The organism is Pseudoduganella violacea (genome assembly GCF_014191875.1).
GTDB lineage: Bacteria > Pseudomonadota > Gammaproteobacteria > Burkholderiales > Burkholderiaceae_D > Rugamonas > Rugamonas violacea_A.
The window spans coordinates 147,955-171,031 of sequence record NZ_JACHXD010000004.1; the positions used below are offsets into that span (position 1 = coordinate 147,955).

The 23,077-nt window shown below is 62.7% G+C and carries 21 protein-coding genes and 1 tRNA gene; 11 read left to right on the forward strand and 11 right to left on the reverse strand.

Going from position 1 to position 23,077, the window contains the following annotated elements:
• The first annotated feature begins 7 nt into the window (after positions 1-7).
• Complete coding sequence (locus FHS03_RS09085; protein ID WP_183440680.1) at positions 8-985, forward strand: siderophore ABC transporter substrate-binding protein; 978 nt, start codon at positions 8-10, stop codon at positions 983-985.
• 192 nt (positions 986-1,177) lie between these two features.
• The gene (locus tag FHS03_RS09090; RefSeq protein WP_183440876.1) at positions 1,178-3,337 is read left to right on the forward strand and encodes a TonB-dependent receptor; all 2,160 of its coding nucleotides are present in this window, start codon (positions 1,178-1,180) and stop codon (positions 3,335-3,337) included.
• A gap of 72 nt (positions 3,338-3,409) precedes the next feature.
• On the opposite strand, the gene FHS03_RS09095 is transcribed toward FHS03_RS09090, so the two are convergent.
• On the reverse strand, positions 3,410-4,105 hold the full coding sequence (locus tag FHS03_RS09095; RefSeq protein ID WP_183440681.1) for a DUF3334 family protein: 696 nt from the start codon (positions 4,103-4,105) through the stop codon (positions 3,410-3,412).
• Between the two features lie 228 nt (positions 4,106-4,333).
• On the reverse strand, positions 4,334-5,062 hold the full coding sequence (locus tag FHS03_RS09100; protein WP_183440682.1) for a hypothetical protein: 729 nt from the start codon (positions 5,060-5,062) through the stop codon (positions 4,334-4,336).
• Positions 5,063-5,224: 162 nt separating this feature from the next.
• Between FHS03_RS09100 and FHS03_RS09105 the strand changes: the two genes are divergently transcribed.
• From FHS03_RS09105 to FHS03_RS09115, 3 genes are read left to right on the forward strand one after another with little or no spacing between them, the layout of a single operon-like run.
• Positions 5,225-6,511, forward strand: coding sequence for a sensor histidine kinase (locus FHS03_RS09105; RefSeq protein WP_183440683.1), 1,287 nt, complete (start codon positions 5,225-5,227; stop codon positions 6,509-6,511).
• Positions 6,508-7,143 (forward strand): response regulator, encoded by a 636-nt coding sequence (locus FHS03_RS09110; protein WP_183440684.1) that lies wholly within the window; start codon positions 6,508-6,510, stop codon positions 7,141-7,143. The genes FHS03_RS09105 and FHS03_RS09110 overlap by 4 nt, the downstream gene beginning before the upstream one ends.
• Before the next feature lies 1 nt (position 7,144).
• Positions 7,145-7,867, forward strand: a complete 723-nt coding sequence (locus FHS03_RS09115) for a MipA/OmpV family protein (RefSeq protein ID WP_183440685.1) — start codon at positions 7,145-7,147, stop codon at positions 7,865-7,867.
• Positions 7,868-7,871: 4 nt separating this feature from the next.
• Here FHS03_RS09115 and FHS03_RS09120 read toward each other — a convergent pair whose 3' ends face one another.
• Positions 7,872-8,570 (reverse strand): porin family protein, encoded by a 699-nt coding sequence (locus FHS03_RS09120; RefSeq protein WP_183440686.1) that lies wholly within the window; start codon positions 8,568-8,570, stop codon positions 7,872-7,874.
• Positions 8,571-8,628: 58 nt separating this feature from the next.
• On the opposite strand from FHS03_RS09120, the gene FHS03_RS09125 reads away from it, so the two are divergent.
• On the forward strand, positions 8,629-8,994 hold the full coding sequence (locus FHS03_RS09125) for a hypothetical protein (RefSeq protein WP_183440687.1): 366 nt from the start codon (positions 8,629-8,631) through the stop codon (positions 8,992-8,994).
• A gap of 155 nt (positions 8,995-9,149) precedes the next feature.
• On the opposite strand, the gene FHS03_RS09130 is transcribed toward FHS03_RS09125, so the two are convergent.
• The 4 genes from FHS03_RS09130 to FHS03_RS09145 form a co-directional block, all read right to left on the reverse strand.
• Positions 9,150-10,133 (reverse strand): DUF6896 domain-containing protein, encoded by a 984-nt coding sequence (locus FHS03_RS09130; protein WP_183440688.1) that lies wholly within the window; start codon positions 10,131-10,133, stop codon positions 9,150-9,152.
• 117 nt (positions 10,134-10,250) lie between these two features.
• On the reverse strand, positions 10,251-10,496 hold the full coding sequence (locus FHS03_RS09135; protein WP_183440689.1) for a hypothetical protein: 246 nt from the start codon (positions 10,494-10,496) through the stop codon (positions 10,251-10,253).
• A gap of 95 nt (positions 10,497-10,591) precedes the next feature.
• A tRNA-Asn gene (locus FHS03_RS09140) sits at positions 10,592-10,667 on the reverse strand.
• 106 nt (positions 10,668-10,773) lie between these two features.
• A complete protein-coding gene (locus FHS03_RS09145) occupies positions 10,774-11,976 on the reverse strand; it encodes an amino acid aminotransferase (RefSeq protein WP_183440690.1) in 1,203 nt (400 codons plus the stop codon).
• A 110-nt stretch (positions 11,977-12,086) separates the two neighbouring features.
• Between FHS03_RS09145 and uvrB the strand changes: the two genes are divergently transcribed.
• Positions 12,087-14,156: an excinuclease ABC subunit UvrB gene (uvrB, locus tag FHS03_RS09150; RefSeq protein WP_229426129.1), complete on the forward strand. Its 2,070-nt coding sequence runs from the start codon at positions 12,087-12,089 to the stop codon at positions 14,154-14,156.
• Positions 14,157-14,204: 48 nt separating this feature from the next.
• Here the strand turns inward: uvrB and FHS03_RS09155 are convergent, their stop codons facing one another.
• From FHS03_RS09155 to FHS03_RS09170, 4 genes are all read right to left on the reverse strand, one after another.
• On the reverse strand, positions 14,205-14,855 hold the full coding sequence (locus tag FHS03_RS09155) for an SdpI family protein (RefSeq protein ID WP_183440692.1): 651 nt from the start codon (positions 14,853-14,855) through the stop codon (positions 14,205-14,207).
• The gene (locus FHS03_RS09160) at positions 14,852-15,139 is read right to left on the reverse strand and encodes an autorepressor SdpR family transcription factor (protein WP_183440693.1); all 288 of its coding nucleotides are present in this window, start codon (positions 15,137-15,139) and stop codon (positions 14,852-14,854) included. Before FHS03_RS09160 ends, FHS03_RS09155 begins: the two co-directional genes overlap by 4 nt.
• An 88-nt stretch (positions 15,140-15,227) precedes the next feature.
• Positions 15,228-15,842: an NYN domain-containing protein gene (locus FHS03_RS09165; RefSeq protein WP_371871638.1), complete on the reverse strand. Its 615-nt coding sequence runs from the start codon at positions 15,840-15,842 to the stop codon at positions 15,228-15,230.
• A 239-nt stretch (positions 15,843-16,081) separates the two neighbouring features.
• Complete coding sequence (locus FHS03_RS09170) at positions 16,082-16,678, reverse strand: MarC family protein (protein ID WP_050412240.1); 597 nt, start codon at positions 16,676-16,678, stop codon at positions 16,082-16,084.
• A 128-nt stretch (positions 16,679-16,806) separates the two neighbouring features.
• On the opposite strand from FHS03_RS09170, the gene czcI reads away from it, so the two are divergent.
• The 4 genes from czcI to FHS03_RS09190 all read left to right on the forward strand — a co-directional run bounded on the left by czcI (position 16,807) and on the right by FHS03_RS09190 (position 23,033).
• Positions 16,807-17,157 carry a cation efflux protein, CzcI family gene (czcI, locus tag FHS03_RS09175; protein WP_183440695.1) on the forward strand — a complete coding sequence of 117 codons (351 nt, stop codon included), beginning with the start codon at positions 16,807-16,809 and terminating at the stop codon, positions 17,155-17,157.
• Between the two features lie 91 nt (positions 17,158-17,248).
• Positions 17,249-18,529: a TolC family protein gene (locus FHS03_RS09180; RefSeq protein ID WP_229426130.1), complete on the forward strand. Its 1,281-nt coding sequence runs from the start codon at positions 17,249-17,251 to the stop codon at positions 18,527-18,529.
• A 10-nt stretch (positions 18,530-18,539) separates the two neighbouring features.
• Positions 18,540-19,823, forward strand: coding sequence for an efflux RND transporter periplasmic adaptor subunit (locus FHS03_RS09185; protein WP_183440696.1), 1,284 nt, complete (start codon positions 18,540-18,542; stop codon positions 19,821-19,823).
• Between the two features lie 18 nt (positions 19,824-19,841).
• On the forward strand, positions 19,842-23,033 hold the full coding sequence (locus FHS03_RS09190; protein ID WP_183440697.1) for an efflux RND transporter permease subunit: 3,192 nt from the start codon (positions 19,842-19,844) through the stop codon (positions 23,031-23,033).
• Positions 23,034-23,077 lie beyond the last annotated feature (44 nt).

Consider the following 23,077-nt stretch of genomic DNA (forward strand, 5'->3'; position numbering starts at 1 on the left):
TACCAGCATGAGCATCGAGCGTAGAACCTTCCTCCTGGCGCTGGCCGCCTCGGCGGCCCTGTACGGCTGCGGCCGCAAATCCGAGCCTGTCGCGTCGGCGGTGGCAACACCCGCCACGCCCGGCTTCGAACCGATCACCGTCAAGCACAAGCTCGGCACGACCACGCTCCAGCAACGCCCGCAGCGCGTGGCGGCCCTGGAAATGAACGAGGCCGATTTCCTCGACCAGCTCGGCGTTCCGATCGCCGGCATGGTGAAGGACTTTGTGCCGCATTTCCTGGCCAAGTACAAGGACGACGCGCAGGTGCAGGATCTGGGCGCCATCGTCCAGCCCAATCTGGAACGCGTGCACGCCCTGCATCCCGATCTGGTGCTGATTACGCCGCTGCAGGCCAACCACTACCAGGAATTGAGCGAGATCGCGCCCACTCTGCATTTCGACGTGGACTTTGGCAACAGCCAGAGCGGCCACTTCGACGTCGTCAAAGACCATCTGCTGACCCTGGGCCGCATCTTCGGCAAGGAAGACGTGGCACGCGCCAAGGCCGACGAACTCGACGCCAAGGTACAGGCCGCGCGCCGCACGACCACCGGCCGCCCCGAGAAGGCATTGATCGTACTGCATAACAATGGCGCCTTCAGTTCCTTCGGCGTGCGCTCGCGCTATGGCTTCGTGTTCAACGCCCTGGGCGTGCAGCCGGCCAGCACGGCCGTGGAAACCAGCCTGCACGGCCAGCCCATCTCCAGCGAATTCATCCAGCAAGCCGATCCCGACATCCTCTACGTGGTGGACCGCACCGCCGTGATGGACCGCCGTCCCGTCATCGACGCCGCCCAGGTCAGCAACCCGCTGCTGCGCCAGACCAAGGCATGGAAAAACGGCCGCGTGGTCTTTGTCGACGCCGACGCCTGGTACACCACGGGCGCCTGCCTGAGCGCGCTGAAGATCGTGGTCGACGATGTGCTCAAGGGCTACCAGGGCTGAACGCCGGCCCGTCCTCATTTTCATCGCAAAGCGTAATAGTTCTCATTTTATCAAAGGGTTCGCCAGGCGCGAACCCTGCCTCAACTGAAAGGAAGTCGTATGACCCACCGCCGTTCCCATCAACGCTACGCCAGCACTGCACAGCCGCCAGCGCACCTCTCCCTGCCCTTTGCGCTCAAGCCGGGCGCCGCGATGCGCATCGCGCTGCTGCTGGGGCTGGCCGTGGGCGCCGCCCCGCTGGCACTGGCACAGACTGCGGCCGCCGGCGACGCGGCTGGCACGCGCAAGAGCGCGCCGCAGGACGCGGCCACCATGGCCACGGTGACGGTGCAGGGACAAGCCATCTCCGCCACCGACGCCTATGCCGGCGGCCAGGTGGCGTCGGGCGGCCGCGTCGGCCTGCTGGGCGACAAGGACTTCATGGAAACGCCGTTCAGCACCATCAGCTATACCGATAAATTCATCGCCGACCGCCAGGCGCAAAACATCGCCGACGTGATCGCCGCCACCGACCCGACGGTGTTCAGCAATGGCGTCACCGGTGCCTGGAGCGAGAACTACTCCATCCGCGGCTTCGGTTCCGGCACCAGCGATATGACCGTCGGCGGCCTGTTCGGCATGGCGCCCTATTACCGCACCTCGCCGGAAATGTTCGAGCGCGTCGAAGTCCTGAAAGGCCCGTCGGCCCTGCTCAACGGCATGCCGCCGGGCGGCTCGGTGGGCGGCACCGTCAACCTCGTGCCCAAACGCGCGGGCGACACGCCGTTGACGCGCGTGACGGCGAGCTATATGTCCGACGCCCAGTTCGGCGGCCACCTCGATGTGGGCCGGCGCTGGGGCGAGAACAAGCAGTTCGGCCTGCGCTTCAACGGCGCCTACCGCGACGGCGAAGGCGCCGTCAAACGGCAGGACAAGAAAGTCCACCTGGCTTCCCTCGGCCTGGACTGGCGCGGCGAGCGTAGCCGCCTGTCGCTCGATATGTACACCAGCACCGACCGCGTGGACGGCGTCACGCGCGGCATCAGCCTGGCGCCTGGCGTGGCGATTCCCCGTCCGCCGAAAGCCGATACCCTGCTCAACCCCGACTGGTCTTTCGTCGAAACCAAGGACAAAGGCATCATCGCGCGCGGCGACTTTGATCTGAGCGAAAATCTGCAGGCCTATGCTGCCTTTGGCGCCAGCAAGACCGATTACAAATACAACGGCGCCTCGATCGGCCAGGTGCTCAACGCGGCGGGCTACTACCGCACCATCATCGGCCAACTGGGATTCGATGTGGAGAAGAAGGCGGCGGACCTGGGCCTGAAAGGCAAGTTCAAAACCGGCGGCATCAGCCACCAATGGGCGCTGAACGCCACCCACTACCAGCATCACCAGGACGACTACGGCCGCCGCAGCGTACCGAGCGCGGAGTGGACCACCAATATCTACAACCCGGTGTGGAATACGGCCCCCGTCCTGGTCCTGCCGCATATCGCCAAGACCAAGGTACGCCTGAGCAGCGTGGGCCTGGCCGACACGCTCTCGTTTGCGCAGGATACGGTGCAGCTGACCCTGGGCGCGCGCCATCAGCGCGTGCTCAGCGACGCCTTCAGCGTGGCGACCGGCGCGCGCACCTCGCGCTACGATGAAAGCGCCGTGACGCCGGCGGCCGCCCTGCTGTTCAAGGCCACCAAGCGCATCTCGCTGTACGCCAACTACGTCGAGGGTTTGAGCCAGGGAGCCACCGCGCCGATGACGGCCGCCAACGCGGGTGAAATCTTCGCGCCGTACAAGACCAAGCAAAAAGAGATCGGCCTGAAACTCGACCTGGGCGAATTCGCGCATACGGCCAGCCTGTATGAGATCAAGCGCCCCAGCAGCTATACCGATCCCGTGACGAATATCTTCTCGTTCGGCGGCGAACAGCGCAACCGCGGCGTGGAGTGGAGCTTCTTCGGCACGCCGCTACGCAATGTGCGCCTGATGGGCGGCGTCGCCTATGTGGACCCCAAGCTGACGCGCAGCGCGGGCGGCGTCAATGAGGGTAAGATCGCCACCGGCCTGCCCAAGCTGCAAGGCAAGCTCGGTGCGGAATGGGATGTGCCTACCGTGCAGGGCATGGCGCTGACGGCCAACGCCACCTCCGTGTCGAAGCAATACATCAGCGCCGACAACTCGATGGCGGCGGGCGGCCATACCGTGTTTGATCTCGGTGCGCGCTATGTCACCAAGGCGGCAGGCAAGCCGCTGACGCTGCGCGCCAGCGTCAACAACGTGACCAACAAGGCTTACTGGGGCATGCCGCTGCTGGCCAGCCTGGGCCTGGGCGCGCCGCGCACCGTTCAGCTCTCGGCCACGATGGACTTCTAAGCGCAAGTCCAAGTGGAAAAGCAAAGGCCGCATTCGCATGCGGCCTTTTTTGCTTTAGAGTACTGGGCGGTCTTACATGCCCAGCGATTTCAGCAGCTCGTCGGCATCGTCGTCGATGGCCGAAGCCGGGGCGGCCGATGCGGCGTTCTGGCTGTTGGCGCGCTCCATATCGAGCAGCGCGTCCGGGTCAGCAATCTCGTTGACCTCGAAATCGTGCAGCTTGATGAATTCGGTGCGGTCGATCGCCAGCTCCAGGTAGAAGATATTGTTCTTCTCGGTGAAGAAGGAGACGCGGCGCATTTCCGGACGGTCCAGCGGCGTATCCACGTTCAGCATGACCTGCTTGGTCAGCACCAGCATCTTCGGCTGGTTCTGGGTGATATTGGTTTGCAGCTCGCGGCGCACCTTGCCGGTGAAATCGCCGACGATCTGGTTCATCAGCTCGCCCATGATGTTGGCCACTTCGTCCGAGGTATAGGAACCGGCCAGCTCCGACTTCGGCATGCCCATGTGCAGCATATAGCGTTCGTAAATCTCCATCGCCGTATCGGCGGCGAAGTTCAGCACCACCAGGCCGGTAAAGCCGCCGTCGAACAGCACGAAGCAGCCGATATCGGGCTTCAGGCCGATCTTCGTGATGCGCTGAACCATCGCGGAGTAATTGATTTTGCTTTGTGTCGCTACATTCAGCACCCGCGTGACCGATGTGCACAAGCTGGCCAGCAGGTCTTCCGTTCCGTAAATCACCCGTTCGTCTTCCATATTCATTTGCAACCCCGGTAAATATTGCGGCCCGCCGGAGCGGCTTGCGCAATACACAACTAAAACAGCCTGTATTGACAGGCAGCTAACTTCATCTCTCCATGCCGGGTCGCGGCTAGCTGAGGGATTACTGGATACTGAAAGAATACCGAAGCGGTAACCGCCCGTCCACCCGAATTGCGTAGAAAAAACAAAAAGGACTGCGTTTCGCAACGCGGGACGGCTATTTCTGGCTTATTCGTACACGGTTCCCACCGCCAGCGGCTTGCTGTGCGCAAGCACCTCGCCGGTATCGGGCCAATCGGGAAAGCGGTAAATGGCAAGGCGATACGTGCCCATGGTGGGGTTTTCAAAGGGATAGCCAAGCGCCGTGGCAAGCGGCGTCAGCTGGCCATCGGCGCCCCGGTACACCACGTCCGGCGTGGGTCCATCGGTGGGATAGACGAATTTCACGCCCACGCATTTTTTGCCGAGCAGGCGCAGACGGTAGCCCGAGTCGCGCTGCGCGCTCAGCAGCTGTTCGCAAGCGGCACGCAGATCGGCGCCGCTGTATATGCCGTCTTCGCGCTCGCGGATCGAATAGCGGCCGCTGAAATGGTAATGACCACGCTGGCGGTTCAGGCGTAGCACGGCGTCTTCGTCATAGGCCTGCTTCAGCATGGGCAAGGTGGCGCGGCCCAGCGCGTCGACGGGGATATCCTGATTGACGCTCTCGCCGCTTAACTGCAGCTGCAAGCCTTCCATCGGCTCTTCCGGCTGGTTGGGCCGGATCTGCATATGCGCCTGGATCAAAGGGCGGGTTTTCAATAAAGGCTCGAAGGAGCGCGCCGCCTTGTAGGCGTGGCGGTAGCTGTGCCATTCGGCGTCGCGCGCCGCCACCACCACTACTTTGGTCACCTCTTCCGCCGCTGCGGCGCAAGCCAGCAGACATAAGGGCAGCGCCATCCACTTCGGCATTCTCATCAAGCTTATCCCCGGCATAAAGACTGGTAGGGCGCCGATTCTACCGCAGCGCGCCAGGCGCGGCATATGCCGGAAGTCAGGGCGCATGACTTCCGGCACTTTGCCGGCATGCCCGTACCGCGTAGAATGGCCCCGCCAAAACTTACCAAAATGACAGGCCCGATGACCGCCATACCGATTGCAATCCCCGCCAAGCCGGCCCTTCCCACCATCCGGCGCTACCGCGCTACCGGACTGCTGACCGCCGCCGTCTTTGCCGCCCTCGAACTGGGCGCGGCGCTGGCGGGCGGAGCGCAATGGACCGAGATGATCAATCCACCCGGCCTGCTGGCGTGTTATCTGGCCACCTTCCTTACGCCCGCGCCATCCCTGCTGCGCGCCGGCAGTGACCGGGTGGAGCTGAGCTTCCAGCTTTTTCTGGCGCTGAAAGCCCTGCTGGTCATCGTCATTATTGGCCTGATGTGGTGGCGCACCCGTCCCGCGCTGAAATGCGCACCGATTCTCAAGCATCTGGCCCTTGCCGCCCAATTGCTGGCCGCCCTCGCTCTCAATTCGCTCGCCTTTCATCTGCTGGTGGCGGTGCAGCTCGGCGCCTTGCTGCCGCTGCGCCGCGCACTGGCCTGCCTGGCCATCCAGATTCTACTGGGCGTCGGCGTCGATATGCTGATGCTCGCCAGCGCCAGCCAGGAGCTGGGCGACGGACGGTTTCTCACGCTGATGGCGATATTCAGCACCGAACGCTGCCTGCTCATGCTCGGCTTTGCCCTGGCCTGGCTGGCACGCCAGGAACTGCAGGGGCGCATGCAGCTGGCGGCCTCCCACGCCCAGCTGCGCGCGACCCAGTCCCTGCTCGGCGATACGGTGCGCGCCTCCGAACGCATGCGCATCGCGCGCAACCTGCATGACGCGGTCGGCCACCATCTGACCGCGCTCAATCTGCATCTCGACCTGGCCAGCCGCCAGTCCGGCGACAAACCCGCAACGGCCCTGGCCACGGCACGCGAGCTGTCGCATTCGCTGCTGGCCGAGGTGCGCGGCATCGTCAGCGCGGAAAGGCAGGAGCAGGATATCCATCTGCGCCAGGCCTTGCAGCTGCTGTGCGCCGGCATTCCCGCGCCGGCCATTGAATTGAGCATGGACGCGCAGGCCGACGCCTGCTCGCCTGCTGCCGCCCACACGCTGCTGTGCTGCGTGCAGGAAGCCGTCACCAACGCCGTGCGCCATGCCGGCGCGAGCCGTCTCAGCATCGAGATACGGGGAAAGGGGGATGTGCTGCTGGTGCATATCGCCGACAACGGCAACGGCAGCGGCGACGCGCCCGAAGGCAACGGCCTGCGCGGCATGCGCGAGCGCCTGGCCGCGCATGGCGGCGTGCTGCGCACCGGCAGCGCCGCGCTGCAAGGCTTCTGGCTTGAACTGTCCCTGCCCATGAAGGGAGTGCAAGCATGATCCGCGTGTTGCTGGTGGACGATCAGATGCTGGTGCGCAGCGGCATCCGCGGCCTGCTCGACCTGACGCCCGACATCCGCGTCATCGCCGAAGCGGCCGATGGCGCGGAAGCGGCGCAGCTCATCGGGCAAACCGAGGCCGACGTGCTGCTGCTCGACGTGCGCATGCCCAATTGCAGCGGCATCGAACTGCTGCAGCGCGAACAAGGGCGTTTACCGCCCACCATCCTGCTCACCACCTTCGACGACGACAACGCCCTCTTCGAAGGCATGCGTGCCGGTGCGCGCGGCTTTCTGCTCAAGGATATTTCGCTGGAACGCCTGGCCGAAGGCATACGCAGCGTCGCTGCTGGCGGCACGCTATTCCGGCCGGCATTGACCGAGCGTACCCGCGCCGCCTATGAGAAACCGGTAAATACCGTGCCCGCACCCGATATCTCCACGCCGCTGACCAGCCGCGAAACCGAGATCCTGGCGCTGATGGCGGCGGGCTTCAACAATGCCGAAATCAGCCAGGCCTTGGGGCCGAGCGAAGGCACAATCAAAAACCATGTGTCCAGCATTCTCGCCAAGCTCGGTGTGCGCGACCGTGTGCGCGCCGTGCTGCGCGGACTTGAATTGGGACATATCTGAGATGGTGAAGTACCTCATTGCTGTTGGCGCTCTGGCCGCCGCCCTGCCCGCATGGGCCCAATCGGATTTCAGGCTGCTGCCAGAAGGATCGAAAGACATTGCCGTCGGCGCCCTGCTCGGCTACGCACCGGACAAGCCGGGCAGCGCCAGGCGCTCGATGTATCTGGTGCCGCAGTTTTCGGTGGATTGGGATAACGGCGTGTTTCTGAATGGTCTGTCGCTGGGCATGCGAATGTCGAAACAGCCGCTATTGCAATACGGGCCGGTGATTGCGCTCGATCTTGGCGCGCGCCGGGCAGATGGCGGCAGCAGCCGGTTGCGTCCCGTGTTCGGCGGCTTCGTCGATTACCATCCACTAAGCGAGCTGTCGCTGCACGCCCACGCCTATGCGCCGGCCAGCAGCGAGGGGAGCGGCGTCCTGCTCAACCTGCAAACCGGCACGCAATTCGCACTCGTACCCCATCATTTTCTGGCCCTGAGTGCCGGTGTGAATCTGGTGGATCGCACCTATATGCAGTCCGATTTCGGCACGGCCCGTTACCACCCTGGCGGCGGTCTGCACGACAGCTATGCGAATGTGCGCTGGAGCTGGGAGTTGAACCGCAAGTTCACGCTGGTGACATCGGTACAGGTCAGCCGCCTGCAAGGCGATGCCGCAGCGAGTCCGCGCACCGCCCAGCGCACTGGGGTGACGAACTCGCTGATGCTGCGCTACAGTTATTGAAGGCTTAAAAACCGAACCTCACACCCAGCTGCAATCTATTTTGCTTGATGTTGATGCCATTCTTGCGCGTGGCGCCGATGTGTTCATATTCCACCGTTGCCGCCGCGTTCTTGGTGAAGTTGTAGGCCATGCCTACGCCCACCAAAGGCTTGGTGGAAGAGATGCTGTCCGACTCGCCACTGCCGCTCGCTTTGAAGCGGCTGCGCGCCACGCCGGCCTTGCCGAACACCGACCACTCATCATTGAATTGATGATTCAGGCGGCCCGCGAGGTAGAAGTTGGACATCTTGAAGGTGGCGTCATCGGTCATGCCGATGGCCGCCTTATCGAAGCGCGTGCTGCCGCCGTGGGTGTAGCCCGCTTCCACCGCCAGCAACTCGCTCAGCGCATAGCCGCCATACACCTTGAACGAAGCCTTTGCATCGGCGTTGCTGGACTTCTGGTTGATGGGATTGGTGAAACGCAGCTCGCCACCTTTGGAAACAGTCGCGCCCGCGTAAAAATCTTCCGCCGCCGCCGTGGCAGACAGCAGCGCGACTGCGGCCGTGAAGGAAAAGTGCAATAGCCTGGACATAGAACTCCCTGAAAAATTGAAGGCTGATTCCAGCGTCCGAAAGGGCTGGATCAGTGCATCGATTTTAGGGAGCGAGAGCAGGCCGCGCATGTGCCATAAGACATGGACCGCGAGGATGACTTTCGGCATGGTCACGGCGACAAGCGGCTTTCCGCCCGCACAAGCGGCGCTTTAGATAGGGAGGCGCATGGCCCATTCACTCACGCGTATCGTGCCCTACCTTCTGCCGCACTATTGGCCGACGCAGATGATTTTGGTCGCGTATTCGTGTGCTGCGGATTTTTTCTTTGCCGCCCAGGTGATGGCCTCTTCGGCTTGGGCGATCGTCATCACCGTCGCTTTTTCCTTGTTCTTGATGAAGGAAACACCTTCGAACACGCCCTCTTTGCTGCGCATGACCCTGGCGAAGACGGGCGGCTTGCTGCTGTCGCTGATTTGTTTTGCTGAACCAGGTAACGCTGATCGTTGCTTTCCATGTGCATCGCCAACGTCCTCAACGACAAGTGCGCGTATCGCTCCGCCTCTTCATACCCGAGTGCTCAAGGATTTCTGAGCCTTGTGGATAGTATGGGCCAGCGTTGACCAAGATCGACGCAAACTGATGCCAAAGGTCATGCACTTTGAGATGCTCATGCCCTGCCTTTACTCGCAAATGCCTCCAGACTTTACTTTTATCGGTGCCGCCCAAGTATGCCTTTTAGAACTCAGCTATGCTTGAAAGGTGTGCCGAGTACGACCTCGTTCGATGTCTATCTCGCCTTTTCGTCTATTCATGGCATAGTGGACTGTGCACTGAATCCGATAGTCTGTAAAGAAGCGCTTCAAAGTATCGTGCAATTCAAGTGCCCAAGAAAGCCGGTCTGCTTCTTTCGAAAAGAATTTACGAATCTTCTCTGGACTCTCGCGAAGGTGGAACACGTTGTTTCTAAACTCCCTAAGCGGATCCCAGTGAGTGTTGATCATTCGTCCTAACGCGTTCGACAAAGGGAGCAAGTCCTTGAAGCGTTCCGGGCGGTTTTTGGAAAGCAGAAGATGCATGTTCGCATTTTTAAATCCTTCGCATGTGACCGCTAGAAATCCGACCCAAGAGAAGAAGTAAATCCTGTTCTGAATTTCGTCATTGCGGCTCAGCTTTCCTGCCTTCCTCCATTTCGCATCGAGCTTTTCAAAGTTCTCACGCATCAAATCGGCCGCCTCGAAGTAGTGGGCATATAAGGTAAGAACTTTATCGTGATTTTTGCTGGGAAGTATATCGCCCGGCCGGGTGGAATCGATGTCAACAGCAAACATGCGCGGGGTATCTGTTAAATAATAGAGACCGCCTTCTGAGTTTAATTTACCTGAATCTACCGCATCAGAGAACGATTGCTCAATTTGCTCTGCACTAGCAAAGCCGAAACGAGGAAGACGCCCCCCCATAAATCGAGTCAGTCTCCAAAGGTCGAATCCGTCAATCTCGCCGTCGTCCCCGAAATCGAAATCAATCTCTCCCGTTTCCAATTGCACCAGGCAACCTGCACCATGTTTGAAGTATTCGACGCCACCATCAAGAATGCCGTGCATAGGAATATCAGATTTCATCCATGCGAAAGAACTGTACGGCATTGCCACTCCAGACCGATACATCAAAGCTACCGCTTCTCGTACGCGAGTTTGATATTCAATGATTAGCTGTTCGAGATTCTTATCCATTCGAGCGAGTCCTTTTGCAGATACCTGCATATCGTCACTGACCGAATTGCGCCAACGCACTTCCGAACGCCTAAGCTTTTTGGAGCAACAGCGCCGGGAGTTCGGTCTTTGATGCGATTACTGGCCGACGCAGATGATTTTTGTCGCGTATTCCTTCGCTCCAGCCTTCTTCTTTTCCGCCCAGGCAATGGCTTCCTGCGCTTGGGCGATCGTCATCACCGTCGCTTTTTCCTTGTTCTTGATGAAGGAAACGCCTTCGAACACGCCCTCTTTGCTGCGCATCACCCGTGCGAAGACGGGCGGCTTGCTGCTGTCGCCGATTTTGTTTTGCTGAACCAGGTAACGCTGATCGTTGCTTTCCATGGGTATCGCTCGATATGAAGAAGTGGACCACCCCGCGAACGGGGCGTGAAATGCAAAAAGCCCAACCAATAAAGGCTGGGCTTTTCACTTTATTCTGGCTCCCCGACCTGGACTCGAACCAGGGACCTGCGGATTAACAGTCCGTCGCTCTACCGACTGAGCTATCAGGGATTAGAGGCAACAGTATATACTTTCAATCCAAGTCTCGCAAGACTCTTTCTTTCCGGTACTTTTTGCTGCCTTTCGCGTTGCTATTGCAGCGCGAAGAACCAAGATTTTAGAGCACCTTGGCGATGGCGTCAACCACGATGTCGATATTGCGCGAGTTCAGCGCGGCCACGCAGATGCGGCCCGTGTCCACGGCGTAGATCGACTGTTCGCGCAGCTTGCCCACCTGCTCTTTCGTCAGGCCCGAGTAGGAGAACATGCCGACCTGCTCGCGCACGAAGTCGAAGTCGCGGCCAGGCGCCTTCTCTTTCAATTTCGTCACGAACGCCTCGCGCATTTCCTTGATGCGCACGCGCATGCCGGCCAGCTCATCTTCCCACATCTGGCGCAGCTCTGGCGTGGACAACACGGTGGCCACCACTTTGCCGCCATGGACAGGCGGGTTGGAATAGTTGGTGCGTACCACGCGCTTGAGCTGCGACAGCAGGCGCGAAGCTTCGTCGGCGCTGGATGCGACCACGCTCAGGGCGCCTACGCGCTCGCCGTACAGCGAGAACGATTTGGAGAAGGAGTTCGACACCAGCAGCGGCACGCCGGTGGCGGCGAAGCGGCGCACCACGGCGCCGTCTTCGGCGATGCCGGCGCCGAAGCCCTGGTAAGCCATGTCCAGGAAGGGAATCAGGCCGCCCGCCACGGCGGCGGCGATCACTTCGTCCCACTGCGACTGGCTGAGGTCAGCGCCGGTCGGGTTATGGCAGCAGGCGTGCAGCACGACGATGGAACCGCGCGGCATGGCTTTCAACGCGGCCAGCATGGCGGCGAAGTTCACGCCATGGGTGCTGGCGTCGTAGTAGGCGTAGTTGTTGACCTTGAAGCCGGCGCTCTCGAACAGGGCACGGTGGTTTTCCCAGCTTGGGTCGCTGATGAAGACTTCGGAATCGGGCGAGAAACGCTGCAGGAAGTCGGCGCCCAGCTTCAGCGCGCCGGTGCCGCCGATAGCCTGCACAGTAATGGCGCGGCGCTCTTGAACTACGGCGCTGTCGGCCCCAAATACCAGCTCCTGCACCGCCTTGTCGTACGCGGCCAGGCCTTCGATCGGCAGGTAGGTGCGCGGCGTGGGCTGTTCGATCAGAAGGTGTTCCGCTTTCTGCACGCATGCCAGCAGCGGCACTTTGCCGTTGTCGTCATAATAGACACCGACGCCCAGGTTGATTTTGGCTGGGTTGGTGTCTGCGTTGAAGGCTTCGGTGATGCCCAGAATCGGGTCGCGCGGAGCCATTTCGATGGCACTGAAAACGGAAGGGTTCGTCATGATAAGATTGGATTCGATTGGAAGCGGTTCGCAGAAATTTTGCCAATCGCCCGAAGAAAATCCGGTCAGGGCGTCCGGCAAACCAATATTCTATCAAAGGTCCCGACTAAATGGCTGATCTAGCTACTCCCGGCGTTGTAGAGCCGACAGTGATTACCTTCCCCGATTCTCCCTTCAAGCTGCACCAGCCCTTCCCTCCCGCCGGCGATCAGCCGACCGCCATCGAAGGCCTGTGCGAGGGCATCAGCGACGGTTTGTCGTACCAGACCCTGCTCGGCGTGACCGGCTCCGGCAAGACCTATACGATGGCCAACGTCATCGCGCGCATGGGCCGCCCAGCCATCGTGTTCGCCCCCAACAAGACGCTGGCCGCGCAGCTCTACAGCGAATTCCGCGAGTTCTTCCCAGAGAACGCGGTCGAGTATTTCGTGTCCTACTACGACTACTATCAGCCGGAAGCTTATGTGCCGCAGCGTGACCTGTTCATCGAGAAGGATTCCTCGATCAACGAGCATATCGAGCAGATGCGCCTGTCCTGCACCAAGTCGCTGATGGAGCGGCGCGATGTGGTCATCGTGGCCACGGTGTCGGCGATTTACGGTATCGGTAATCCCAACGAATACCACCAGATGATCCTGACCTTGCGCGCCAACGACAAAGTCAGCCAGCGCGACGTGATCGCGCGCCTGATCCAGATGCAGTACACGCGCAATGAGGTGGACTTTGGCCGCGGCACCTTCCGCGTGCGCGGTGACACCATCGACATCTTCCCGGCCGAACACGCCGAGCTGGCGGTGCGCCTGGAGATGTTCGACGACGAGCTGGAATCGATCCAGCTGTTCGACCCGCTGACGGGCCGCGTGCGCCAGAAGATCCCGCGCTTCACCGTTTATCCCGGCTCGCACTATGTGACGCCGCGCTCCACCGTGCTGCGCGCCATCGAAACCATCAAGGACGAGCTGCGCGAACGCCTGGAGTTCTTCCGCAAGGAGAACAAGCTGATCGAGGAACAGCGCCTGGAGCAGCGCACCCGCTTCGATCTGGAGATGATGTCCGAAATCGGCTTCACCAAGGGCATCGAGAACTATTCGCGCCACCTGTCGGGCGCCAAGGCCGGCGAGCCGCCGCCGACGCTGATCGACTATCTGCCGAAGGATGCGCTGATGTTCCTGGACGAGTCGCATGTGCTGGTCGGCCAGTTGAGCGCCATGTACAACGGCGACCGTTCGCGCAAAACCAATCTGGTGGACTACGGCTTCCGCCTGCCCTCGGCACTGGACAACCGTCCGCTCAAGTTCGAGGAATTCGAGGGCAAGATGCGCCAGACGGTGTTCGTTTCCGCCACGCCGGCCGATTACGAGAAGAAGCACGCCGACCAGGTGGTGGAACAGGTGGTGCGGCCGACCGGCCTGGTCGACCCGCAGGTGATCGTGCGTCCGGCACGCACCCAGGTGGACGATCTGATGTCCGAGATCCAGGACCGCGTCGCCAAGAACGAGCGCGTGCTGGTGACGACGCTGACCAAGCGCATGGCCGAGCAGTTGACCGAGTACCTGGGCGACCACGGCATCAAGGTGCGCTATCTGCACAGCGACATCGAAACCGTGGAGCGCGTGGAAATCCTGCGCGACCTGCGCATCGGCACCTTCGACGTGCTGGTGGGGATCAACCTGCTGCGCGAAGGCCTGGACTTGCCGGAAGTGTCGCTAGTGGCGATCCTGGACGCGGACAAGGAAGGCTTCCTGCGCTCCGAGCGCTCGCTGATCCAGACCATCGGCCGCGCGGCGCGTAACCTGAACGGCGTGGCCCTGCTCTATGCCGACAATATGACCGACTCGATGGAACGCGCCATCGGCGAGACGGAACGCCGCCGCGCCAAGCAGATCGCCTTCAACGAAGCGAACGGCATCGTGCCGCGCGGCGTGCACAAGGTGATCAAGGACATGATCGATGGCGTCTACAGCCCAAGCGCGGCGCGCGAGGAGCTGGGCGTGGCCCAGGAAACGGCCAAGTACGAGGCCATGAGCGAGAAACAGATCAGCAAGGAGATCAAACGCCTGGAGAAGCAGATGATCGACCACGCCAAGAACCTGGAGTTCGAAAAAGCCGCCCAGGTGCGCGACCAGCTGCACCATCTGAAGGAGCAGCTCTTCGGTGCGCCGGGCGCCGACGTGATCTAAGCAGCCCGCCTTCCTCAGCAACGCGCCGCCATTCCAGCGGCGCGTTTTTTATTTCAGCGCGCCGTCCTGCTGCAGGCGCTTGTAGAAGATGAAGGAGTAAGCGATGGGTACCACGCCCCATGCCCCCAGCAGCAGCACTTGCAGCGGCAACGGCGCGTTCAGCAAGGCCGCCAGCAGGCCAAGCACGCCGGTCGCCACCATGAAGCGGGCCGAGAAGCGGTGCGTGGCATGCCATACGCGTTCGTCGGCCAAGGTCCATGGCGTGCGGATGCCCAGGTAGAAATTGCGCTTGACCTTGCCCAGCGGGTTGCCAATCAGGATCAGCAGCAGGAACATGCCGGGCATGATGGCGCGCCCGATATCGAACTCCACGCCGCGCACCTGCAGCAGCATCACCGCCTGAAAATAGCCCATCGCGCCGATGATGGCGGTGACGAAGAAATCGGCCGTGCCCTGGAATGGCTTCATCTCGTATTTGCGCGGCGACAGGAACGGCAGCGCCAAGGCCAGCGCCAGCAGCAAGGCCATCAAGCCTGGCCCCAGCAGCCACACCTGCCAGCGCGGCCCGAAGCCATTGGCTTTGCCGTCCAGTCCCCAGTGATTCGGAATGATCTCCGGCAGCTGCGGGTAGCAGCAGGCCGTAATCGCGGCGGATACCAGGATCAACAGACAGCAGATTGCGAGATAGCGCTTGCTCATGCCTTCTTCCCTTTCGGTTCGGTCACGGTCAGTTCCATCATCCAGGCCAGCATATCCTGCAGGACCGTGGTGTTCAGCGAATACCAGATGGTCTGGCCGTCGCGCCGGCGCGAAATCAGGTCGGCGTCGGCCAGCACCGCGAAGTGGTGCGACATCGTGGGCCGGCTCACATCGAAATGCGCAGCCAGCTCGCCGGCCGTCATCTCTCCCTGGCGCAGCAGGCGCAAAATCTCGCGCCGCGCCGGATCGGCCAAGGCTTTGAAAGTGTCGTTGCTCGCGTTCATCGAATTATGAATTCCATCTAATTAGATATATTTCGAAATATAGGATGAAAAAATTGCCGCGTCAAGCGGCTAGGATGAAGTACAACCGCTACCAACCTATCGGTTTATGTATGACGCGCCCCCGAGCATCAAGCAATTGCGCAGGAAATTGCGACGCAGCCAACGCAGAGCCACGGATCTGCTTCAGGAAGTCAATGTGCGGAAGTAAAGCGCGACTTGGATGCCTTTGCGGATTAAGTATGCCCACAAGCTTTCCAAGATCTGCCCGCGCCAACTTGATTGGAGTCAGAAGGTCAGAATCATTCGAAACCACCACGGCAATATCAAAACGATTAAGGTGAGCGTCGTGAATCAAGTGCGTCGCCAGGTTGACATCGGATCCCTTCTCCTCCGTCTTAATAACTTCAACTGTAGCCGGGCCAGATACTGGCGGCACAGCCAAACGCGCACGCACCGTATGCGATAAGTAATGACCATAGATGATCTCCACACACGGAATCGTCACCAGCGCACGCAGGTAGGCTTGCTGCCGTGCCGGCTGCTGGGGATCGTTGGGCCTTGCACTGACCTTCGCTGTGAAGTATTTGATGGCAGTAATATCATTACCTGGCAGGTACGCTCGGCACATTGCCAAAATATTCAACCATCGATACGGAGTTCCTTTGAGAGAGCCAAAGTAAAGATTGAAGGCATCGACATACACGGTTGTCCTTGGTTTTACACCGCCAACCATTTTTGCCCCCCCCTGGAAATGCAGAAGCCCCCTTTCGGGGGCTCCGCACCCAAGCGCCAAAACGCTTGAGGAAGTTGGATGCAGGAGATACTTCGACCTCCGCGCCCAAGTGCCGAAGCGCTTGGGGAGATATGGAAATATGCTAGTGGATTTCGGCGAGGCCGTCAACTTGCGGTTTTTCTCCGTCAAACTCCATTTCACACAGCTAGTTATAGGGTTTTGACGAATTCGCGGATGCCGCCCATCAGCATCTCGATCGACATGGCGGCCAGGATCAGGCCCATCAAACGCTCGAACGCCGTCATCACTTGCGGGCCAAGGACTTTCTGCAGGCGCTCGGCGCCGAGGAAGACGGCCAGCCAGACCACCAGCAGCGCGCCCAGCGCGGCCACATGCACCAGCACTTCATGGGTGCTCTCGCGCGAGAACAACAGCACGGTGGCCAGGGCCGAAGGGCCGGCCAGGGCGGGAATCGCCAGCGGTACGATGAAGGGTTCGCCGCCTTCGGTGCGACCCAGCACGCCGTCGGGATGCGGGAAGATCATGCGGATGGCGATCAGCAGCAGGATCACGCTGCCGGCGATGCGCAGCGAGGCTTCGGACAGCGACAGCGCGTTCAGGAAGTGGCGGCCGAAGAACATGAAGATCAGCAGCACGGCGCTGGCGATCAGACATTCGCGGATGACGACGCGCGGGCGGCGCGCCGGCGGCACGGAGGACATGGCGGCGGCGAATAAAGGCACGTTGCCAAAGGGGTCTGTCACCAGCAGCAACAGGATAAAAGTCTGGAGGAAGTTCTGAGTCATGAAAAGCCTTGGGGATTGGCTGCGAAAATGCAAGCCGTTTGCGATATGGTACCTTGCGCAATGGGGCGGCGGCAAATCCGGTTTTCCGATAAGGGTATTTGGCGGCAGATAATGCTAAAATCCCCGGCGTGAAACGACTTGTGCTCATTTTCCTGCTCGCCATCCTCCCGCTCCAGTATGCCTGGTCGGCGGCTGCCGCCTATTGCGGACACGAGTCGGGCAAGAGCCAGCACTTCGGCCATCACGCGCATGAGCATAAAGACAAGGCTGGCGCGGAAAAACCGATCGAAATCAAAAAGTCCACCAAGATCCATGACGATTGCGGCGTCTGCCACCTGTCGCTGCAAGCGTCGCTGCTGCCCGCTCCCACACCCGTACTGTCGCCGGACAGCGGGGCATGGCCGCCGCAAGAGGCGCCGCCGTTCACTTCCTTTATCGCCGACGGGCCCAAGCGCCCCGACTGGCGCCGTCTCGCCTGACGCGGCGAGACTTGCCTCTTCCCTGAGCATTTCAACAATTTAGCCAGACAGACCAGTCTCGTCGAATTCCATCCCTTTCCAGGAGAATTCGATGTATTCCCACGCTGTATCCGCAGGCTGGCGCGCCCTCGTTCTGGGTGCGCTCGCCCTGCCCGTTTCATCCGCCATGGCCGACCCGATTGCGGCCGTGGTTCCGGCTTCGCCGCCCCTTGCCGCGCTGACGCTGCAGACGGCGCTCAACCGCGCGCTGCAAGCCAATCCGGGGCTGAACGCTGCCCGCCATGAAGTGCTGGCCCAGGACGGCGCCGTGCTGCAGGCCGGCGCCCGCCCCAATCCCACCTTGTCGCTCGACCTGCAGGACCGCCGCCGCGAGACGCGCGAAACCACCTGGCAGCTTAGCCAGCCGCTGGAACTGGGCGGCAAGCGCGCCGCCCGCGTGGCGGCCGCCGAGCATGGCCGCGACTACGCCGCCGCTGGTTTCGATGCGCAGCGCACCGAGCTGCATGCCCAGGTGGTCGGCGCCTTCTATGATGTGCTGATCACCCAGGAGCGCCTGCGCCTGGCCCAGGATGCGCTGCAACTGGCCAAACGCGCCAGCGACACCACGGCGCGCCGTGTGGCCGCCGGCAAGGTCTCGCCGGTGGAAGAGACGCGCGCCCGCGTCGCCGAATCCGGCGTGCGCCTGGAGCAGTCGCAGGCCGCGGCCGCGCTGGCGACGGCACGCCAGCGCCTGGCAGCGATCTGGGCCGCGCCGGCGCCGGACTTCGAGCAGGCCGAAGGCCGGCTCGATCCCCTGCCTGAGATTCCGGATGCCGCCATGCTGGCCGCGCGCCGCAACGGCGCGCCCAATGTGCAGGTGGCGCGCCGCGCGTTGGAACAGCGCAAGGCCGAGTCGCAACTGGCCCTGGCCAACCGCGCGCCGGACGTGACGCTGAGCGTGGGCGTCAAGCGCGCCGAGGAAATGGGCCGCAACCAGGCCTTGCTCGGCTTCTCGGTGCCGCTGCCCCTGTTCGACCGCAATCGCGGGAATGTGCTGGAGTCGGCGCAGCGCGCCAACAAAGCCGAGGCGGAGCTGAACGCCGCCACGCTGCAGCTGGACAGCGAGCTGGCGCAAGCCGTGGCCGACCTGTCCACCGCGCGCGAAACCGTGGCCGCCCTGCGCAACGACATCCTGCCAGGCGCCATCAGCGCCTACGACGCCGCCACCAAGGGCTTCGAATACGGCAAGCTGGGCTTCATCGACGTGCTGGACGCGCAGCGCACCTTGCTGCAGGTGCGCGCCCAGCATCTGAACGCCCTCGCCGACGGCCACCGCGCCGCCGCCGCCATCGAACGCCTGCTCGGCCATGCCTCCTTCGGCGCCGAACATTGAAAGCATCATCATGAAAAATACTCTGACACGCAAACAAACCATCGCCATCGGCGCCATTGCCGGCATTGGCGCGCTGCTGGCGGCACTGATCCTGCTGCCGGGCGGCACGGGCAAAGCCATCGGCGAACCATCCCACACCGAAGCCGGACATAAGGACGACCACAAGGAAGGCGGCAAGGAAGACCACGGCCATGAACACGGCAAGGAGGCCGACGCCAAAGGCGCGGCCAAGGCCGGCGCGGAAAGCCAGGAACACGCCGAGCTGGTGGAATTCAGCGCCCAGCAGATCCAGTCCGCCGGCATCACGTTGGAGGCTGCTGGCCCGGCCCTGATCGGCAGCAGCGTTACCCTGCCCGGCGAAATCCGTTTCAACGGCGACCGCACCGCCCATGTGGTGCCGCGCGTCGCCGGCGTGGTGGAAAGCGTCAGCGCCGACCTGGGCCAGCATGTGAAGAAGGGCCAGGTGCTGGCCGTTGTCGCCAGCGCCGACCTGTCGGAACGCCGCAGCGAGCTGCTGTCGGCGCGCCAGCGCCTGAACCTGGCGCGCACCACGGCCGAACGCGAAAAGCAGCTGTGGCAGGATAAGGTCGCGCCCGAACTCGACTATCTGCAAGCCAAGCAAGCCATGAACGAGGCGGAGATCGCCGTGCGCAACGCCCAGCAGAAGCTGGACGCACTCGGCGCTGACGCCAGCGCCACCACTTCCTCGCGCCTGTCGGCCTACCAGATCCGCGCGCCATTCGACGGCATGGTGCTGGAAAAGCATATCTCGCAAGGCGAGGCGGTGAAGGAGGATGCGAACGTCTTCACCATCTCCGACCTTTCCACCGTGTGGGCCGAGGTGGCGGTGTCGCCGTCCGACCTCGATGCGCTGCGCGTCGGCCAGCAAGCCACGGTCAAAGCCACGGCGCTCAACGCCAGCGCGAGCGGCACGGTGATCCACGTCGGCTCCCTGCTGGGCGAGCAGACGCGCACCGCCATGGCCCGCCTGTCGCTGCGCAATCCCGACCTGGCCTGGCGTCCCGGCCTGTTCGTCAGCGTGGATGCCGCGTCCAAGGCATCGGATGCCGCCATCACCGTCGCCGCCGAAGCGGTGCAGACGGTGGAAGGCAAGGCTGCCGTCTTCGTCCGCACGCCGCAGGGCTTCCTGGCGCAGCCGGTGACGACCGGGCGCAGCGACGGCAAGCGCACGGAAATCCTCAGCGGCCTGAAAGCCGGCGCGCAATACGCCGCCGTCAACAGCTTCGTGGTCAAGGCCCAGCAGGGCAAGGCCGGCGCCGAGCATAGCCACTGATGCGAGGGGAAAAAGACCATGTTTGAAAAACTTATCCGCTTCGCCATCGGCCAGCGCTGGCTGGTGATGCTGGCGGTGCTGGGCATGTCCATCCTGGGCATTTACAGCTATCAGCGCCTGCCGATCGACGCCGTGCCGGACATCACCAATGTCCAGGTGCAGATCAACACCGCCGCTCCCGGCTACTCGCCGCTGGAAACCGAGCAGCGCATCTCGCAGCCGCTGGAGGCGGTGATGGCGGGCTTGCCGCGCCTGGAGCAGACGCGCTCCCTGTCGCGCTACGGCCTGTCGCAGATCACCGTCACCTTCCGCGACGGCACTGACCTGTATTTCGCGCGCCAGCTGGTCAACGAACGCCTGCAGGAGGCGCGCGCGCGCCTGCCGGCCGGCGTGATCCCGGCCATGGGGCCGATCTCCACCGGCCTGGGCGAAATCTATCTGTGGACGGTGGAAGCCAAGGACGGCGCCAGGAAAGCCGACGGCACGCCCTACTCCCTGAGCGATCTGCGCGAAATCCAGGACTGGATCATCAAGCCGCAGCTGCGCAATGTGCCGGGCGTGACCGAGATCAACTCCATCGGCGGCCATGCCAAGGAATACCAGGTGGCGCCCGATCCGGGCAAGCTGGCCTCCTATGGCCTCAGCCTGCAGGATGTGGTGACGGCGCTGGAGCGCAATAACGGCAATACCGGCGCGGGCTATATCGAACGCCGTGGCGAGCAATTGCTGGTGCGCGCGCCGGGTCAGGTCGCCACGCTGGACGATATCCGCGACATCGTGGTCGCCAATGTGCGTGGCGTGCCGATCCGCGTCCGTGATATCGGCGAAGCGCGCATCGGCCGCGAGCTGCGCACCGGCGCCGCCACCGCCAACGGCCACGAGTCGGTGCTCGGCACGGTCTTCATGCTAATCAGCCAGAACAGCCGCGCCGTATCGCAAGCCGTCGCCAAGCGCATGGACGAGATCGCGCGCACCCTGCCGCAGGGCGTCAGCGCCACCACCGTCTACGACCGCACGGTCCTGGTGGACAAAGCCATCGCCACCGTCAAGAAGAATCTGCTGGAAGGCGCGGTGCTGGTGATCGCGGTGCTCTTTATCTTCCTCGGCAATATCCGCGCCGCCGTGGTGACGGCGATGGTGATTCCGCTATCCATGCTGTTCACTTTCAGCGGCATGGTGGCTTACAAGGTCAGCGCCAACCTGCTCAGCCTCGGCGCGCTGGACTTCGGCATCATTGTCGACGGCGCGGTGGTGATCGTGGAGAACTGCGTGCGCCGCCTGGCCCACGCCCAGGCGGCGCTGGGCCGCAAGCTGACGCGCGAGGAACGCTTCGAGGAAGTCTTTGCCGCCGCCCGCGAGGCGCGCCGTCCGCTGCTGTTCGGGCAGCTCATCATCATGATCGTGTATCTGCCGATGTTCGCCCTGTCCGGCGTGGAAGGCCGCATGTTCCATCCGATGGCGATCACCGTCGTCATCGCCCTGCTGGGCGCGATGATCCTCTCGATCACCTTCGTGCCGGCCGCCGTCGCCCTCTTCATCGGCGACAAGGTGGAAGAGAAGGAAAACCGCATCATGCTGGCGGCCCGCAGCTGGTATGCGCGCGCGCTCGATCTGGCCCTGGCCAACAAGCCGGTGGTGCTGGCCTTTGCCGCCGTGACGGTGCTGCTTTCCGGCCTGCTGGCCAGCCGCATGGGCAGCGAGTTCGTGCCAAGCCTGAACGAAGGCGATTTCAGCGTGCAGGCACTGCGCATTCCCGGCACCAGCCTGACGCAGTCGGTGGCCATGCAGATGCAGCTGGAGCGCGAGCTGAAACGCCAGTTCCCCGAGATCGAACGCATCTTCGCCCGCACCGGCACGGCGGAAATCGCCTCCGACCCGATGCCGCCGAATATCTCGGACGGCTACATCATGCTCAAGCCGCAGGACCAATGGCCCAAGCCGCGCAAGACGCGCGATGAATTGCTGGCGGCGATCCAGGCCGCGGCCGAGAAGCTGCCGGGCCAGAACTACGAGTTCTCCCAACCTATCCAGCTACGCTTCAACGAGCTGATTTCCGGCGTGCGCAGCGATGTGGCGGTGAAGCTGTTCGGCGACGATATGGCGGTGCTGGACGCCCAGGCGGCGCGCATCGCCGCCGCGCTGCAGAAGGTGCGCGGCGCGGCCGAGGTCAAGGTCGAGCAGACCACCGGCCTGCCGATGCTGAATATCCGCGTCGACCGCGCCAAGGCGGCGCGCTACGGCCTGAACACGGGCGATATCCAGGACGCCATCGCCATCGCGCTGGGCGGCAAGGAAGCGGGCAATCTGTTCCAGGGCGACCGCCGCTTCGACATCGTGGTGCGCCTGGCCGACGAAGTGCGCAGCGATCCGGAAGCGCTGGCGCGCTTGCCGATTCCGCTGCCGTTGCAGAAAGGCGGCAACATGGCAGGCAGCAGCGGCGGCAGTGGTAGCGGCAACAGCAACGGCAGCGCAGCCGATGAGCGCATCAGCCATATTCCGCTGAGCGAGGTAGCCACGCTGGAGGTGGCGCCCGGCCCGAACCAGGTCAGCCGCGAAGACGGCAAGCGCCGCATCGTGGTCAGCGCCAATGTGCGCGGCCGCGATATCGGCTCCTTCGTGGCCGAGGCGCAGCAAGCCATGCAGCGCGACGTCAGCCTGCCACCCGGCTACTGGACCAGCTGGGGCGGCCAGTTCGAGCAGCTGCAATCGGCCGCCCAGCGCCTGCAGATCGTGGTGCCGGCCGCGCTGGCCCTGGTGCTGGTGCTGCTGTTCGCCATGTTCGGCAGCATGAAGGATGGCTTGCTGGTATTTAGCGGCATCCCGTTTGCGCTGACCGGCGGCATCGCGGCCCTGGCCCTGCGCGGCATTCCGCTCTCGATTTCGGCGGCGGTGGGCTTTATCGCGCTGTCCGGCGTGGCGGTGCTGAATGGCCTGGTGCTGCTGTCCTTTATCCGTAGCCTGCGCGAGCAAGGTATGGGACTGGACCAGGCGATCCGCGAGGGCGCGCTGACGCGCTTGCGGCCGGTGCTGATGACGGCGCTGGTAGCCTCGCTGGGCTTCGTGCCGATGGCGCTGGCAACCGGCACCGGGGCCGAGGTGCAGCGTCCGCTGGCCACTGTGGTCATTGGCGGCATCCTGTCCTCCACCGCCCTGACCCTGCTGGTCCTGCCCCTGCTCTACCGCCTGGCGCACCGCCGCGCGGCGGCATAAAAGAAAATGGCGGGAGGCTTCACCGCCTCCCGCCATTTTTATGG

Bases quoted from the DNA above. Each gene is read 5' to 3' on its own strand.
- FHS03_RS09085 (WP_183440680.1), top strand. From the start codon at position 8: ATGAGCATCGAGCGTAGAACCTTCCTCCTGGCGCTGGCCGCCTCGGCG.
- FHS03_RS09090 (WP_183440876.1), top strand. From the start codon at position 1,178: ATGCGCATCGCGCTGCTGCTGGGGCTGGCCGTGGGCGCCGCCCCGCTG.
- FHS03_RS09095 (WP_183440681.1), bottom strand. From the start codon at position 4,105: ATGAATATGGAAGACGAACGGGTGATTTACGGAACGGAAGACCTGCTG.
- FHS03_RS09100 (WP_183440682.1), bottom strand. From the start codon at position 5,062: ATGAGAATGCCGAAGTGGATGGCGCTGCCCTTATGTCTGCTGGCTTGC.
- FHS03_RS09105 (WP_183440683.1), top strand. From the start codon at position 5,225: ATGACCGCCATACCGATTGCAATCCCCGCCAAGCCGGCCCTTCCCACC.
- FHS03_RS09110 (WP_183440684.1), top strand. From the start codon at position 6,508: ATGATCCGCGTGTTGCTGGTGGACGATCAGATGCTGGTGCGCAGCGGC.
- FHS03_RS09115 (WP_183440685.1), top strand. From the start codon at position 7,145: ATGGTGAAGTACCTCATTGCTGTTGGCGCTCTGGCCGCCGCCCTGCCC.
- FHS03_RS09120 (WP_183440686.1), bottom strand. From the start codon at position 8,570: ATGCCGAAAGTCATCCTCGCGGTCCATGTCTTATGGCACATGCGCGGC.
- FHS03_RS09125 (WP_183440687.1), top strand. From the start codon at position 8,629: ATGGCCCATTCACTCACGCGTATCGTGCCCTACCTTCTGCCGCACTAT.
- FHS03_RS09130 (WP_183440688.1), bottom strand. From the start codon at position 10,133: ATGGATAAGAATCTCGAACAGCTAATCATTGAATATCAAACTCGCGTA.
- FHS03_RS09135 (WP_183440689.1), bottom strand. From the start codon at position 10,496: ATGGAAAGCAACGATCAGCGTTACCTGGTTCAGCAAAACAAAATCGGC.
- FHS03_RS09145 (WP_183440690.1), bottom strand. From the start codon at position 11,976: ATGACGAACCCTTCCGTTTTCAGTGCCATCGAAATGGCTCCGCGCGAC.
- uvrB (WP_229426129.1), top strand. From the start codon at position 12,087: ATGGCTGATCTAGCTACTCCCGGCGTTGTAGAGCCGACAGTGATTACC.
- FHS03_RS09155 (WP_183440692.1), bottom strand. From the start codon at position 14,855: ATGAGCAAGCGCTATCTCGCAATCTGCTGTCTGTTGATCCTGGTATCC.
- FHS03_RS09160 (WP_183440693.1), bottom strand. From the start codon at position 15,139: ATGAACGCGAGCAACGACACTTTCAAAGCCTTGGCCGATCCGGCGCGG.
- FHS03_RS09170 (WP_050412240.1), bottom strand. From the start codon at position 16,678: ATGACTCAGAACTTCCTCCAGACTTTTATCCTGTTGCTGCTGGTGACA.
- FHS03_RS09180 (WP_229426130.1), top strand. From the start codon at position 17,249: ATGTATTCCCACGCTGTATCCGCAGGCTGGCGCGCCCTCGTTCTGGGT.
- FHS03_RS09185 (WP_183440696.1), top strand. From the start codon at position 18,540: ATGAAAAATACTCTGACACGCAAACAAACCATCGCCATCGGCGCCATT.
- FHS03_RS09190 (WP_183440697.1), top strand. From the start codon at position 19,842: ATGTTTGAAAAACTTATCCGCTTCGCCATCGGCCAGCGCTGGCTGGTG.